This is a genomic window from Roseibium alexandrii DFL-11 (genome assembly GCF_000158095.2).
In the GTDB taxonomy this organism is placed as follows: Bacteria; Pseudomonadota; Alphaproteobacteria; order Rhizobiales; family Stappiaceae; genus Roseibium; species Roseibium alexandrii.
In genome coordinates this window covers 3,496,308-3,510,156 of the sequence record NZ_CM011002.1, presented here as the reverse complement: position 1 = coordinate 3,510,156, position 13,849 = coordinate 3,496,308, and the positions used below count along the sequence as shown (strand labels likewise).

Here is a 13,849-nt window from a genome sequence, read left to right as displayed (position 1 = left end):
AAACCGCCACCGATTGGGCGCTGCTTATAATCCTGACTTGGGCCGCCGTCAACGGCTTTGTCGCTGGTGAACCAAGATTATTTGTTGTTGAACTGTGGCGAACGTTTTTCCGTGAAGGCCGACATTCCTTCTTTCTGGTCTTCCAGGGCAAACATGGCCTGAAAAACACGGCGTTCGAAGCGAACCCCTTCTGACAAGGTTGTTTCATAAGACCGGTCGACACTCTCTTTTGCCATCATTACCACCGGCAAGGAGAAGTCTGCGATCTTTTCCGCGGCTTTCAAAGCTTCTTCCAGGAGGTCATTGGCTGGCACGATGCGGCTGACAAGTCCGCTGCGCTCTGCTTCTTCCGCATCCATCATCCGCCCGGTCAGCACCATGTCCATAGCCTTCGACTTACCAACAAAGCGGGTAAGACGCTGGGTGCCACCTGCGCCCGGGATTACGCCAAGCGTGATTTCCGGCTGGCCAAACTTGGCTGTGTCGGCCGCAATGATGAAATCACACAGCATGGCGAGTTCGCAGCCGCCGCCGAGGGCGTAGCCGGCAACGGCGGCAATGATCGGCTTGCGGTTCTGTGATACCCGATCAAACGGGGTGATCAGGTCTGTCTGATAGGCCGTTGAGAAGGTGTGCGGCTGCATCTCTTTAATGTCAGCGCCGGCTGCAAATGCCTTTTCAGATCCCGTGATCACAACACAGCCGATTTTTTCATCTGCGTCGTAGGTATCCAGCGCGGAACCGAGTTCCGCGATGAGTTCCGAATTGAGTGCGTTCAGTGCTTTGGGTCGATCGAGGGTGATCAACCCGACTTTGCCGCGTTTTTCAACCCGGATGTTCTTGTATCCCATCGTGTCCGCTCCCCGTGGCAGGATGTCTCGATTGCGTGCGCCATGGGTAGCCGACCGGGCCCGTGTCTGGCAAGGCATGACTGCCGTTTCAGATGGAGTTCTACCTTTGGCAAATAGGGCAATAGAATGTCGATCTGTTCGACTGAACGACACGGCGCACAGTGCCGGTGCAGTTGGGTGTCCGGCAAGGCGCGCCCTCCCGGTCATAGACCGCAAACGAGTGTTGAAAGTAGCCGAGCGTACCGTCCGCTTGGGTGTGGTCCCGCAAAGAAGAGCCCCCAGCAAGGATGGCATCTTCAAGTGTCAGTCGGACGTTTTGGGCAAGCAGGTCTGCTTTCTTCGTCGGCTTGCCTGACTTTGTTACCAGCGTGCTCGCCAATCGTTTGGGACTGAGCCCGCTGCGCCAAAGGGATTCACACACATATATATTGCCGAGGCCGGCAATCAGTTTCTGGTTCAAGAGTGCTGCTTTCAACGGGGATTTTCGGCCTGCAAACAGTCGCGCCAAGACCTCTCCGCTTAGTGCATTCCCGAGTGGCTCCAGGCCAAGTTCCCGGAAATATGGATGCGCTGACAGGTCTGTTCGTGGAACAAGGTCCATGAAGCCAAAACGGCGCGGGTCATTATAAATGATCCGCGCGCTGCCGTCGTTCGGAAGGCTTAAATGGAAGACAACATGGTCATGTTTCGGATCTTTGTTCCGCTCATGAGCAAACTCTCCCGGTGTTGACTTATCGATGGCATTTTCGATCCGGAATGATCCCGACATTCCCAAATGCATGATCAAGACATCACCGCTATCAATGTCCGCCAGCAGATACTTGGACCGCCGGGACAGGGCTGTGACACTCCGGCCGGTCAGTCTCTCCACGAAATCGTCGGGAAATGGAAAGCGCAAGTCCGGCCGGTTTTGATCGACCTTGGTCAGGAGTGCTCCCTCCATTGTCGGCGCCAATCCACGTTTGACCGTTTCCACTTCGGGCAATTCAGGCATTTATTCTCTGGTCTCCGGTAAGGCGGCGCGATATAGGCCTGCGGCATATGGTGTTTTCGTGGCCGGGAAACATAGCGCTCCGATAACGCTTGTACTATGGTCCGGCCAAATTTTGGAAATGAATGACGCTTGGAGCCGCGCAGATGACGCAACAGGCTAATAGCCAGACCCGCACACCGGAAGATATGCCGACCAGTTTCGGCTTTACAAAGGTCGGCGAGGGGCAGAAGCAGGCCCTGGTGGATGATGTCTTCTACAAGGTCGCATCCCGCTATGACCTGATGAACGATCTGATGTCCGGCGGTCTGCACCGGGTTTGGAAAGATGCCATGGTGTCCTATCTGGCACCGCCAAAGTCCAGCGCGTCCGGTTGGCGTCTTTTGGATGTTGCAGGTGGTACAGGCGATGTATCAACCCGGGTGGTAGAGAAGTCACAGCGGTCAGTGAAGGCCGTTGTCTGCGACATCAACAATTCCATGCTGAACGTTGGCCGTGATCGGGCCGAAAAAGCAGGTCTCTCCGATCTGATCACGTTTTCGCAGGGCAACGCGGAAGATTTGCCCTTCCCGGACAAGAGTTTCGATGCCTATACAATCGCCTTCGGTATCCGGAACGTGCCGGACATTCCCAAGGCACTGCGGGAAGCAAACCGGGTCTTGAAACGCGGTGGCCGCTTTATGTGTCTAGAGTTTTCGGAGGTCGACGTTCCTGGTCTCGACAAGGTCTACGACGCGTTTTCCTTTAATGCGATCCCTGCCATGGGCAAATGGGTGACCGGTGACGGCGAACCGTATCAGTATCTAGTGGAATCGATCCGCAAGTTTCCGAGCCAGGAACGCTTTGCCGAAATGATCCGCGAAGCGGGCCTTGCGCGGGTCACATATCGAAACTATTCCGGCGGGATCGCCGCATTGCATTCTGGTTGGAAACTCTGATCCATGGCATTTGCGGTGATGCCTTTCTTCCGCCTCGTGCGAGCTGGTTATGTCATGGCACGCGAAGGCGTGTTCGGTCTTGCGCATCTGCCAGACCTGCCGGCAGGGCCGCGACTTGCGATTGGCATGGCGCGGCTGCTGGAGCGCCGGGCAGTAAAGGATAAAAGCGCGGAACTGCGTCTTTCAGATGCAATGAACCGCCTCGGCCCATCCTATGTGAAGCTTGGTCAATTCTTGGCAACGCGCGAAGATGTTGTTGGCAAAGAGGCTGCAAAGGATCTGGCAGCGCTGCAGGACCAGTTGGCGCCTTTTGATCACGAGGAAGCGCGGGCAGCGGTCGCCGAGCAGTTGGCTCAACCGATTGAAGATGTCTTCGTGGAGTTCGGCGAGGCTGTTGCCGCAGCTTCTATAGCCCAGGTCCACCCGGCGATTGTTCGCGATAAAGACGGTACTGACCGTAAAGTTGCGGTGAAAGTTCTCCGGCCCGGTGTGCAGCGGCGGTTCCAGCGTGATCTCGAAAGTTACTACTTGGTCGCCCGGTTGGCTGAGCGCTTTCACGCGCCATCCCGCAGGCTCCGTCCTGTGGCGGTCGTCGACACTCTTGCGCAATCCGTCACCATGGAAATGGATTTCCGGCTGGAGGCCGCAGGTCTCTCGGAGATGGCGGAGAACACCGTGCAGGATCCGGGGTTCCGCGTGCCGCAGGTTGACTGGATCCGGACTGCCAAGGGCGTCTTGACGATGGAGTGGATCGACGGCCGCAAGATGTCGGACGTCGAAGGCCTCACAGAAGACGGGCAGGATCTGGAAGCGCTTGGTGCAGCTGTCATCCAAAGTTTCCTGCGCCACACGCTGCGTGATGGGTACTTTCATGCAGATATGCACCAAGGCAACTTATTCGTTGAGCCGGATGGTACCTTGGTCGCCGTTGATTTCGGAATTACAGGACGGCTAAGCAAGCGCGAACGGAGGTTCTTGGCTGAAATCCTGTTTGGGTTCATCACGCGCAACTACAAGCGGGTGGCAGAGGTCCATTTTGAGGCTGGCTATGTGCCAGCCGACCAGGATGTCGATCTGTTTGCGCAGGCGATCCGGGCCATTGGCGAACCGATCCATGGTCACGATGCCAGTGAAATATCGATGGCCCGATTGCTGACGCAACTGTTCGAGGTGACCGAACTTTTCGAAATGCGCACCCAGACCCAATTGATCATGCTTCAGAAGACCATGGTCGTTGTGGAAGGGGTTGCCCGCTCCCTTAACCCGCGTTTGGATATGTGGCGGACCGCAGAGCCGGTGGTTGGCACCTGGATCAAGGAGCATCTTGGACCTGTCGGTCGGGTGCGGGATGCAGGAGATGCGCTGACAGCGCTGGCCCGGATCGCAACCGATATGCCGCTGTTCGCAGACCGGATTGGCCGGATGTCGGAAGAAATAGAAAAGATGACGACACAAGGCCTTCGATTTAGCGAAGAAACAGCCGAAACCATCGGAAAGGCCGAAGCCCGGCATACACGCTCCGGCCGCATTGCCCTGTGGGTGATCGCTCTTGCGGTGACCGCGATTGCTGTTGACGCTCTCATGTAAAATTCGTGAGTGCTCTTGAAGTGCACCCGTATTGTTGACGAGGTAGAAAGATCATTCTACCCGTGTGGTGAAGTCTAATCACAAGCATGGAGTTCTGATGCCCGAAATACCGAACCGCATGAGCGGCATGGTGCTCACCGCCCATGGTGGTCTTGAGTGCTTGCAATGGCGGGAGGATCTTGTCGTGCCGGTCCCGGAGCCGGGACAGGTCTTGATCAAGGTCGGGGCGGCGGCCGTTAACAACACGGACATCAACACGCGCATTGGCTGGTACTCAAAGAGCGTCCGCGGCGATACGGCTGCGACTGCGTCGGAAGGATCTGGTGGAGCTACGAATACAGATGGTGGCTGGTCGGGCGCGCTGAACTTTCCCTTGGTGCAAGGTGCTGATTGCTGTGGGCAGATTGTTGCCGTTGGTGAAGGCGTAGATGCTGGTCGCATCGGAGAACGTGTCTTGGTTCGGCCAATGCAGGTGCCAAAAAAACCTGAGCATGCGCATCTCCTGCTGGTGACCTTCGGCTCTGAATTCGACGGTGGGTTTGCTGACTATGCCGTTGCGAATTCGGAAGACGCGCTTGCAGTCTCCTCAAAGCTCAGCGATGTGGAACTGGCGTCCTTTCCCTGCGCGTATTCAACAGCGGAAGGAATGATCCAAAAAAGTTCCCTCGGCGCGGAGCGTGTCCTCGTTACCGGCGCTTCGGGCGGGGTTGGGTCGGCTGCAATTCAGCTGGCCAAGCGCCGGGGCGCCCATGTCACGGCCGTCACGACCCCGGAAAAGTCCGAAGCCTTGAAAGAGATGGGGGCGGATGCCACCCTTGGCCGCAAGGATGAATTGCCTGAGGGGGCCTTTGACGTTGTTCTTGACCTCGTTGGAGGGCCGAATTTTCCGAATTTGCTTAACTGTCTGAAAAACGGTGGCCGGTATGCGGTTGCTGGGGCCATCGCGGGTCCGATTGTCGAGTTGGACTTGCGGACGCTTTACCTCAAGGATCTGGCGTTTTTCGGCTGCACCAGACAGGATCCGAAAGTCTTTCAAGACCTGATTGGATATATCGAGCGTGGTGAAATCCGGCCCATGATCTCAAAAACGTTTCCGCTGAAAGATATGGTCGCGGCGCAAGAAGCGTTTTTGTCCAAGAAATATGCAGGAAAAATCGGACTTCTGGTCAGCTGACGCTGGTCTCTGACTCACGTCACCTTTCTATGATTGAATTGGGTTGTCGCGGTATGGCGTCCAGCAATGTCTTGCCTGCGCCTTCAATGTGCAGCTTCAAAACACGGGTTGCTTTTTCGCTGTCTCGGGTATGGCACGCGTCCACGATGTCTTGGTGGTCTTTAAGCCATTGAGCGGTCTGGTCTGGCAGGATGCCATATCCTGAAATATGGATGCGGCAGGTTTGGCGAAGCTGGTAGATCATTCCGATCTGGCGGGCTTTTCCGGAAGGCAAATAGAGTGCCTTGTGAAAGGCCCAGTCTCCTTCGGACCAGTTTGCTGTCTTGGCATCGATGGATGAATGACCGAAAGCTGCGGAAATCCGCTCCAAGTCTGCGTCCCGCATCTGATCGATCGCTGCTTTCAGACAATTGCATTCCAGCAGAACTCTAATGTCATAGATTTCCCGGATTTCGTCACGTTTCAGCGAGATCACACGGGCTCTGCGGTTCGGGACAAGCACGATGAGGCCGCGGGCGGCCAGAAGCTGCAGGGCGTCGCGGATCGGAATACGGCTCACTTGGAACCGCTCAGCAATCTCGCCTTGTTTCAACTCAGCGCCAGGCCGGTAGCGCCCCGCAATGATTTCTGCTTGCAGGCTGTCAGCGATGTATTCTGCGGACATCGTTCCCTCGGAAAAGGCCGTCTGATGACTGAGTAAGGCACTTGACAAAACCGTGCAATTTCAAAATGTATACATTTTGTGAGGACGCATGACCAAAACCCATGAATATGTTTCCAACATCGTTTGGACGGGAAACCGCGGGCAGGGCACAAAGACGTACCAAGGGTATGATCGAACCTGGGAAATTCGCACACAGGGGAAACCGCCTGTGCAATGCTCGAATGACCCGGTCCTGGGAGGCGATCCGTCTCTGCATAACCCTGAAGATCTTTTGCTTTCCGCCCTCTCCAGTTGCCACATGCTGTGGTATCTGCATCTGGCCAGCAACGCAGGTATCGCCGTTATGAGTTACGAGGATGTACCGCTCGCCGTGGGTGAAACAGAACGGAGTGGAGCCGGCCGGTTCTTGAGCGCGACGCTAAGGCCTAGAATAACGGTACCGGAGGGCACGGATCTGACGGCCGCGGATGCCATCCACGGTGAGATCCATAACGTTTGTTTCATCGCGCGTTCTGTGAATTTTCCGGTGCGTATTGAGGCGAATTACAAAACAGTTTGAAACCTACGGCGCGGTCACCCGACGGAGGGTTAGGTTGATCCGCCCGCCGTTTTTCAAGAGTTTCGAAGTGCCGCTGAGAATTCGGTCAATACCATGATACGCAAGGCGCGCGTCGCCGCCGAGCACCACCACATCACCGGAACTGAGCCGGAATGATTTCGTCGGATCCTTCCGGTTGGTCCCGCCCACGCGGAATGTTGCAGTGTCCCCAAGCGAGACAGAGACAACAGGCGCTTCGAACATCGCTTCGTCCCTGTCTTGATGGAGGCCCATGCGGGCGGTGGGTTCATAGAAGTTGATAAGACAGGCTTCCGGTTCGGGGGCATCAGGAGCCACCGCTTTCCAAAGTTCCAAAAGACGCGCCGGAATGGCAGGCCACATTAGTCCGGTCTCTGGATGGTTTGGCTGATAACGGTAGCTGTTGATGTCGGACACCCAGCCAAGCGGACCGCAATTGCTCATTCTAACCGAAAACGGTTTACCCGTATTCGGCATGACGGGCTGGAAGAGTGGTGCTGCTGCAACGACCTCCCGTACGTCGGCGAGAAGATCTTCCTGCGCCGTTTTGTCAAAACATTGCGGCAGGTATTTGAGGCCAGTCAGGCCGTTGATGGCGATGGTGTGCATGGGGGTAGATATAGGTCAAAACCTCAGTCACCGCATCCGCCGCACCCGGAACCACCACCACTGCCGCCATCAGACCCGCACCCACCAGAGCCGCAGCCGGATCCTTTGGTCGATTTTTTCAGCAGTGCAATAAGGACCAGCGCCGCGGCAATAATCCCGACGAAAAACCAGAGTGTATGCTGTGTAGCCCAGTGCCACGCCATGTTGCGAAGCTGTTCCAGCAATGTATCGCCCGCTGGTGTCCCGTGAGCCAGGGCGAGGCCTGTACCGGCGAGAAGTGCAAACAGCGTCACTGCAGCACCTTGAATAGGTGCCGGAGCGCGCCGCAAACGGTTGGCGGTTGTTTTGATCAACAAGGGCCAGTGAGGTCTGCGGAGAACCAAGAAATCCTGTGTGTTGATCCGGAGAAAATGCGGTGCCTTGCCAAATCGTATATGTGCGGGTGGCCAGATGTCGGGCGGCGGCTCCCCAAATTCCTGGCGATAGAGTGCGAGGGTCTCCTCGTAGGCCTTACGAAATGTCAGAGCCTGCTCCGGACCGCCCTTGGTCGGCATGTGATGCAGTGCTGCTCCCAAGGCTTTTTTGAACGGTCCCCAATAATGACGCGTATAGGTCAGGTGAAGGTGCCAGGCCTGATCGACTTCATCGCTGGGCGTGACCATCCCGGCCTTCATCTGGTTGAGATAGGCAAACCGCTGATACTCAACAACAACACGCGCCGCGAAACTTCTGGTCCATCCATTGTCCCGGGCCAGACGGTGGGAAAACGGAAATGCTTCCTCCACATCATCCGGGTGGCATTCGGATATGCGGTGCCAGAGGTCGGGATTGCGCATACTGCTGTCTCCGAGGCCAAGAAGTTGGTCAGAAGCAGGATATGCGAGGCCGTTAAACAAATTCCGAAGCGAAACCGTTAAAAACATCATTACCTGGTCAGGCGCGGTGCCGCTGGTAACCTTCTGGGAAGAAATATCGCCGACATATCCCAAAGCCTGCAACAGCCTGTGAAAAGGTCTCTTGCAGGCAAAGTTTCATCCACCTATATAGCGGTCAAGCGTCGCGCCAAATCCTGGGCAGTTGCCCCGGCGCGGCATCCGGGAAGATCCCGGAAACCCAAAGAGGAGCCGGTTTGACGCCTTTAAGGGTCTCACCGGTTTGCTAGAAAGAGAGGCAAAAATGGCAAAGGTCATTGGTATCGACCTCGGCACGACGAACTCGTGCGTCGCTGTCATGGACGGCAAAGATTCCAAAGTTATTGAAAACGCAGAAGGCGCCCGCACCACCCCATCCATGGTGGCGTTCTCGGACGACGGTGAGCGTCTCGTTGGCCAGCCGGCAAAACGCCAGGCGGTCACAAACCCGACAAACACCCTTTTTGCAGTCAAGCGCCTGATTGGCCGCCGGTTCGATGATCCGACCGTGGCTAAAGATCAGAAGCTGGTTCCCTTCGATATCGTCAAGGCCGACAACGGCGATGCCTGGGTAGAAGCCAACGGCGAGAAGTACTCCCCGTCCCAGGTCTCTGCATTTATTCTGCAGAAAATGAAGGAAACCGCTGAGAGCTATCTCGGCGAGAAGGTCGAGCAGGCGGTCATCACCGTTCCGGCCTACTTCAACGATGCTCAGCGTCAGGCAACCAAGGACGCCGGCAAGATTGCCGGTCTTGAAGTCCTGCGTATCATCAACGAGCCGACAGCTGCCGCACTGGCTTACGGTCTCGACAAGAACGACGGCAAGACCATCGCGGTTTATGACCTTGGCGGTGGTACCTTCGACGTGTCCATCCTGGAAATCGGCGACGGGGTCTTCGAAGTTAAGTCCACCAACGGCGACACCTTCCTTGGTGGTGAAGACTTCGACATGGTTCTGGTCGATTATCTGGCTGCCGAGTTCAAAAAAGAACAGGGCATTGACCTGAAAAACGACAAGCTGGCTCTGCAGCGTCTGAAAGAAGCTGCTGAAAAAGCGAAAATCGAACTGTCGTCCTCGTCCCAGACCGAAATCAACCTGCCGTTCATTACAGCAGATGCGTCTGGCCCGAAGCACCTGACCTTGAAGCTGACCCGTGCGAAATTTGAAGCGCTGGTCGAAGAACTGGTCAAGCGCACCGTCAAGCCGATGGAAGCTGCATTGAAAGATGCGGGCCTAACAGCCGGTGACATTGATGAAGTGGTTCTGGTTGGCGGCATGACCCGTATGCCAAAGGTGCAGGAAACTGTTCACAAGTTCTTTGGCAAAGAGCCGCACAAGGGTGTGAACCCGGACGAAGTAGTCGCCATGGGTGCTGCCATCCAGGCAGGCGTTCTGCAGGGCGACGTCAAGGACGTTCTTCTGCTCGACGTTACTCCGCTGTCTCTTGGTATCGAAACGCTTGGCGGTGTTTTCACGCGACTGATCGACCGGAATACGACGATCCCGACGAAGAAGAGCCAGGTGTTCTCAACCGCTGAAGACAATCAGACGGCTGTGACCATCCGCGTCTTCCAGGGTGAGCGCGAAATGGCCGCGGACAACAAGGTCCTTGGTCAGTTTGACCTGGTCGGATTGCCGCCGGCACCGCGTGGCGTTCCGCAGATCGAAGTTACCTTCGACATCGATGCGAACGGTATCGTCAACGTGTCCGCGAAAGATAAAGGCACAGGCAAAGAGCAGCAGATCCGCATTCAGGCATCTGGTGGTCTGTCCGACGCCGACATCGATCAGATGGTCAAAGACGCGGAAGCGCATGCTGACGAAGACAAGAAGCGCAAAGAGCTTGTCGAAGCGAAGAACCAGGGCGAGTCGCTTGTTCATTCGACCGAGAAGTCTTTGGCTGACTATGGCGACAAGGTTTCCGAAGAGGACAAGTCCGCGATCGAAAGCGCTCTTGGCGATCTGAAGACCGCTCTTGCAGGCGAAGAGCTTGAAGACATCAAGGCCAAGACGCAGGCTCTGGCCGAGGCGTCCATGAAGCTTGGTGAAGCCATGTATCAGCAGGCGCAGGCAGATGCCGAGGCCAATGCTGAAGGCGGTGACGCCGATGCTGAAAAAGCCGATGATGATGTCGTTGATGCGGATTTTGAAGAAGTCAAAGACGACGACGACAAGAAGTCTGCATAACCTAAAACCTGTGCAGCCAGCCGTTCACCGGCTGGCTGCTTGATTTCCGGCGCCGGTTGCGCAGTTGTCTGACTTTAGGCACATGCGCCCTGCGCCTTTGCCGTGATGGCGCTCAGTGATAGTGGCAGCCAGCGGCAGGACAAGACCGAGAGATCTTGATGTCGAAACGTGATTTCTATGAAGTTCTGGGAGTTGCTCGTGATGCGGACGACAAGGCGCTGAAAAGCGCTTACCGCAAAATGGCGATGCAGTTCCACCCAGACCGCAATCCAGGCGATGCGGAAGCTGAAGCGAAATTCAAGGAAGTCAATGAAGCCTACGACACGCTGAAAGACGGCCAGAAACGCGCAGCTTACGACCGGTTCGGCCATGCGGCCTTTGAAAATGGCGGTTTCGGCGGTGGAGGCGGCGCTGGCGCCCATGACTTCTCTTCAACCATGTCCGACATTTTCGAAGAATTCTTCGGAATGGGCGGTGGGGGGCGCAGATCCGGTGGCCGCGAGCGCGGAGCAGACTTGCGCTACAATTTGGATGTTTCCCTTGAAGATGCGTTTACGGGCAAGACGGTCGAGATCGAAGTCCCGACAAGCATTACCTGCGACATATGCTCAGGGTCTGGCGCGAAGCCGGGGACAAGTCCGACAACGTGCCGCACATGTGGCGGTGCTGGCCGGGTTCGTGCGGCGCAGGGCTTCTTTACGCTGGAGCGCACGTGCCCAAGCTGTCAGGGCAAGGGCCAAGTAATTTCCGATCCATGTACCGGATGTGGCGGGTCGGGCCGGAAGACCCAGGAACGGACCTTGTCCGTCAATATCCCGGCCGGCATTGAAGACGGCACACGTATCCGTCTTGCAGGTGAGGGCGAAGCAGGTGCGCGCGGTGGCCCATCCGGCGACCTATACATTTTCCTGTCGATCCGTCTGCATGACCTATTCCAGCGCGACGGCGCAGACCTTTATTGCCGGGTGCCGATCTCCATGTCGACCGCGACACTCGGGGGTCAGTTCGACGTTCCAACAGTCGATGGTGCAACAAGCCGTGTGAAGGTGCCGGAAGGGACCCAGACTGGAAAACAGTTCCGTCTTCGGGGCAAGGGGATGCCGATCATGCGCTCGAGCCAGCATGGCGACATGTACATCCAGGTCACTGTGGAAACGCCGACAAATCTGACCAAACGTCAGAGAGAACTGCTTGCGGAGTTCGAACAGGAAGCCTCGGGAGAGAACCACCCTGCTTCTGCGGGTTTTTTCTCCAAGGTTAAGGATTTCATCGACAATTTAAGCACATAACCGCTGTGCTCCGCTTCTAGTAACGCTGACCGAACACGCCTATATGTAATTTTCATGACAGGTGTGAGGGTGGATTTTGAAGCGGATCGGGATCAAGCGGGAAGCCATTCGGGACAAACTTGAAAAAGCGGATGCGGTCCGTATGAAGGTCCTGGACGAGGTAAAATTCATCCGGTCCTGGGCGCAAAATCCGCTTCGTACGGGAGCTGTTGCGCCCTCCGGACCCGAACTTGCTTCGAAAATGGTCTCTTTCTTGATCCTGCGGCCGCACTCAAAGGTCGTTGAGCTGGGGCCGGGGACTGGCGTGGTGACAAAAGCACTTTTTGATGCTGGGTTTTTGAACCGCGATTTGAACCTCATTGAGTACAGCACGGACTTTTGTGAACACCTTGGTGGGCGGTATCCAGGTTTGCCCGTCCTGCAAGGTGACGCCTATGCCTTGAGGCAAACCCTTTCCAAACCTGGTGGGTTTTTGCACGGGGCTGCAGAGGACGATCTTATACTGGATGGCATCGTATCGTCTTTGCCGTTGCTGAATCGGCCAGAGATTTGCCGTCGTGCGTTTCTGGAAGAAGCTCTACAGCTTTTAAAGCCAGGAGCGCCGCTGATCCAGTTTTCCTACGGTCTGGCAGCACCTGTGAAGCCACTCACCCGGAGTGTTTCGGTCTACAGTTCGGAATGGATCTGGAAGAACTTGCCTCCGGCCCGCGTTTGGGTTTACCGCAAGGCGAACTGACCGTAGCTTAAAGCTTCCCTAGCAGGTTGAACGTTTTTGGAGGGGGCTTCATGCGAAACCCAAAAATACTCGTTTTGTCCGGTTCTGCACGCGCTGGATCCTACAACAGCCAGCTTGCGGCTCTTGCTGCGAAAAAACTGGCGATCCTGGATGCGAAGGTGACGCGTATCTCGTTGAAAGACTACTTGCTTCCAATCTATGACGGGGATCTTGAAGAGGCAGATGGAGTTCCGGACAACGCGGAAAAACTCAAGACACTGTTCGCTGACCACGACGGCATTTTCATCGCTTGCCCGGAGTATAACGCGGGTATCACGCCGCTGCTAAAAAACGCGCTCGATTGGATCAGTCGGGTCAAAGGGCCGGGGGATGCCTATCGCGGCAAGGTTTTTGCCTTGGGCGCTGCGTCGCCTGGCGGCTTTGGAGGCATGCGCGGCCTGATCGGCATGCGAACGATCCTCGAAGTGGGGCTGGGCGCGATGGTGTTGCCGCAGATGGTTTCCGTCGCAAAGGCAAGTGCGGCTTTCAATGAGCGCGGGGATCTAACGGATGAGCGGGCATCCGCCAATCTCGATAAGATGATCGATGCACTTTTGCGTGCGACCCTGATAGAGCTATCCCACTGAAATCGGCGAGTGAATCCAGTCTCCTCGCTCTGGTTGCTTTTCAAACTGTGGCAGGATGCTTACATACAGCGCCGCACCAAAGACGTTATGAGGGTTAGATGAGCGAATCGCGTGAGCCGGCTGTTTGGCACGGCACCACCATCATGATGGTCCGCAAGGGCGGCAAAGTGGTTATCGCGGGCGATGGTCAGGTATCGCTGGGACAAACTGTTATCAAGCACACGGCCCGCAAGGTCCGCCCCCTTGCAAAAGGCGAAGTGATTGCCGGATTTGCAGGGGCAACGGCCGATGCCTTCACCTTGTTTGAGCGTTTGGAATCCAAGCTTGAACAGTATCCGGGCCAGCTGATGCGGGCCTGTGTCGAACTGGCCAAGGATTGGCGGACAGACCGGTACCTGCGCAAACTGGAAGCCATGATGCTGGTTGCAGACAAGAATACGTCTCTTGTTCTGACCGGGACAGGCGACGTCCTGGAGCCGGAAGGCGGGATCATGGGGATCGGTTCTGGTGGCAACTACGCGCTTGCAGCTGGACGTGCCTTGGCGGAAACAGATTTCGACGCGGAGACGATCGCCCGCAAGGCGATGGCGGTGGCCGCTGAAATCTGCGTCTACACCAACGAAAGCATCACGGTGGAAGTCCTCGAAACCGCCGAATAGGCTGGTGTTTCACGTCCCCCTATACGATCCAGATCAATGCATGGCACAA

General features: G+C 56.2%; 14 protein-coding genes. 9 read left to right on the top strand and 5 right to left on the bottom strand.

The window, feature by feature from the left end; genetic code table 11:
• Nucleotides 1-77: 77 nt before the first annotated feature.
• Nucleotides 78-851, bottom strand: coding sequence for an enoyl-CoA hydratase (locus SADFL11_RS16180; RefSeq protein WP_008193734.1), 774 nt, complete (start codon nt 849-851; stop codon nt 78-80).
• A gap of 100 nt (nt 852-951) precedes the next feature.
• Nucleotides 952-1,845 carry a bifunctional DNA-formamidopyrimidine glycosylase/DNA-(apurinic or apyrimidinic site) lyase gene (mutM, locus tag SADFL11_RS16175; RefSeq protein ID WP_008195125.1) on the bottom strand — a complete coding sequence of 298 codons (894 nt, stop codon included), beginning with the start codon at nt 1,843-1,845 and terminating at the stop codon, nt 952-954.
• Nucleotides 1,846-1,988: 143 nt separating this feature from the next.
• Between mutM and ubiE the strand changes: the two genes are divergently transcribed.
• The 3 genes from ubiE (at nt 1,989) to SADFL11_RS16160 (ending at nt 5,541) form a co-directional block, all read left to right on the top strand.
• The gene (gene ubiE / locus SADFL11_RS16170) at nt 1,989-2,780 is read left to right on the top strand and encodes a bifunctional demethylmenaquinone methyltransferase/2-methoxy-6-polyprenyl-1,4-benzoquinol methylase UbiE (RefSeq protein ID WP_050776179.1); all 792 of its coding nucleotides are present in this window, start codon (nt 1,989-1,991) and stop codon (nt 2,778-2,780) included.
• 3 nt (nt 2,781-2,783) lie between these two features.
• Entirely contained in the window at nt 2,784-4,367 is a 1,584-nt protein-coding gene (gene ubiB, locus SADFL11_RS16165; RefSeq protein ID WP_008193109.1) for a 2-polyprenylphenol 6-hydroxylase, read from the top strand.
• 97 nt (nt 4,368-4,464) lie between these two features.
• A complete protein-coding gene (locus tag SADFL11_RS16160) occupies nt 4,465-5,541 on the top strand; it encodes an alcohol dehydrogenase family protein (protein ID WP_134853060.1) in 1,077 nt (358 codons plus the stop codon).
• Nucleotides 5,542-5,560: 19 nt separating this feature from the next.
• On the opposite strand, the gene SADFL11_RS16155 is transcribed toward SADFL11_RS16160, so the two are convergent.
• Complete coding sequence (locus tag SADFL11_RS16155) at nt 5,561-6,205, bottom strand: GntR family transcriptional regulator (RefSeq protein ID WP_008197214.1); 645 nt, start codon at nt 6,203-6,205, stop codon at nt 5,561-5,563.
• Between the two features lie 88 nt (nt 6,206-6,293).
• Here SADFL11_RS16155 and SADFL11_RS16150 point away from each other — a divergent pair, with 88 nt between their 5' ends.
• Nucleotides 6,294-6,764, top strand: coding sequence for an OsmC family protein (locus SADFL11_RS16150; protein ID WP_040451302.1), 471 nt, complete (start codon nt 6,294-6,296; stop codon nt 6,762-6,764).
• Nucleotides 6,765-6,767: 3 nt separating this feature from the next.
• On the opposite strand, the gene SADFL11_RS16145 is transcribed toward SADFL11_RS16150, so the two are convergent.
• Nucleotides 6,768-7,391, bottom strand: a complete 624-nt coding sequence (locus tag SADFL11_RS16145; protein ID WP_008193552.1) for an alpha-ketoglutarate-dependent dioxygenase AlkB family protein — start codon at nt 7,389-7,391, stop codon at nt 6,768-6,770.
• A 23-nt stretch (nt 7,392-7,414) separates the two neighbouring features.
• Nucleotides 7,415-8,227: a glycine-rich domain-containing protein gene (locus tag SADFL11_RS16140; protein WP_134853059.1), complete on the bottom strand. Its 813-nt coding sequence runs from the start codon at nt 8,225-8,227 to the stop codon at nt 7,415-7,417.
• Nucleotides 8,228-8,567: 340 nt separating this feature from the next.
• On the opposite strand from SADFL11_RS16140, the gene dnaK reads away from it, so the two are divergent.
• From dnaK to hslV, 5 genes are all read left to right on the top strand, one after another.
• A complete protein-coding gene (dnaK, locus tag SADFL11_RS16135) occupies nt 8,568-10,490 on the top strand; it encodes a molecular chaperone DnaK (RefSeq protein ID WP_040451304.1) in 1,923 nt (640 codons plus the stop codon).
• Between the two features lie 158 nt (nt 10,491-10,648).
• Nucleotides 10,649-11,779: a molecular chaperone DnaJ gene (dnaJ, locus tag SADFL11_RS16130; protein WP_008189789.1), complete on the top strand. Its 1,131-nt coding sequence runs from the start codon at nt 10,649-10,651 to the stop codon at nt 11,777-11,779.
• 76 nt (nt 11,780-11,855) lie between these two features.
• Nucleotides 11,856-12,515 carry a class I SAM-dependent methyltransferase gene (locus SADFL11_RS16125; RefSeq protein WP_008190973.1) on the top strand — a complete coding sequence of 220 codons (660 nt, stop codon included), beginning with the start codon at nt 11,856-11,858 and terminating at the stop codon, nt 12,513-12,515.
• A 50-nt stretch (nt 12,516-12,565) separates the two neighbouring features.
• On the top strand, nt 12,566-13,141 hold the full coding sequence (locus tag SADFL11_RS16120) for an NADPH-dependent FMN reductase (RefSeq protein ID WP_008193277.1): 576 nt from the start codon (nt 12,566-12,568) through the stop codon (nt 13,139-13,141).
• A gap of 98 nt (nt 13,142-13,239) precedes the next feature.
• Entirely contained in the window at nt 13,240-13,800 is a 561-nt protein-coding gene (hslV, locus tag SADFL11_RS16115) for an ATP-dependent protease subunit HslV (RefSeq protein WP_008192557.1), read from the top strand.
• Nucleotides 13,801-13,849 lie beyond the last annotated feature (49 nt).

Coding starts and splice junctions, on each gene's coding strand:
- SADFL11_RS16180 (WP_008193734.1), bottom strand. CDS start 851: ATGGGATACAAGAACATCCGGGTTGAAAAACGCGGCAAAGTCGGGTTG.
- mutM (WP_008195125.1), bottom strand. CDS start 1,845: ATGCCTGAATTGCCCGAAGTGGAAACGGTCAAACGTGGATTGGCGCCG.
- ubiE (WP_050776179.1), top strand. CDS start 1,989: ATGACGCAACAGGCTAATAGCCAGACCCGCACACCGGAAGATATGCCG.
- ubiB (WP_008193109.1), top strand. CDS start 2,784: ATGGCATTTGCGGTGATGCCTTTCTTCCGCCTCGTGCGAGCTGGTTAT.
- SADFL11_RS16160 (WP_134853060.1), top strand. CDS start 4,465: ATGCCCGAAATACCGAACCGCATGAGCGGCATGGTGCTCACCGCCCAT.
- SADFL11_RS16155 (WP_008197214.1), bottom strand. CDS start 6,205: ATGTCCGCAGAATACATCGCTGACAGCCTGCAAGCAGAAATCATTGCG.
- SADFL11_RS16150 (WP_040451302.1), top strand. CDS start 6,294: ATGACCAAAACCCATGAATATGTTTCCAACATCGTTTGGACGGGAAAC.
- SADFL11_RS16145 (WP_008193552.1), bottom strand. CDS start 7,391: ATGCACACCATCGCCATCAACGGCCTGACTGGCCTCAAATACCTGCCG.
- SADFL11_RS16140 (WP_134853059.1), bottom strand. CDS start 8,227: ATGCGCAATCCCGACCTCTGGCACCGCATATCCGAATGCCACCCGGAT.
- dnaK (WP_040451304.1), top strand. CDS start 8,568: ATGGCAAAGGTCATTGGTATCGACCTCGGCACGACGAACTCGTGCGTC.
- dnaJ (WP_008189789.1), top strand. CDS start 10,649: ATGTCGAAACGTGATTTCTATGAAGTTCTGGGAGTTGCTCGTGATGCG.
- SADFL11_RS16120 (WP_008193277.1), top strand. CDS start 12,566: ATGCGAAACCCAAAAATACTCGTTTTGTCCGGTTCTGCACGCGCTGGA.
- hslV (WP_008192557.1), top strand. CDS start 13,240: ATGAGCGAATCGCGTGAGCCGGCTGTTTGGCACGGCACCACCATCATG.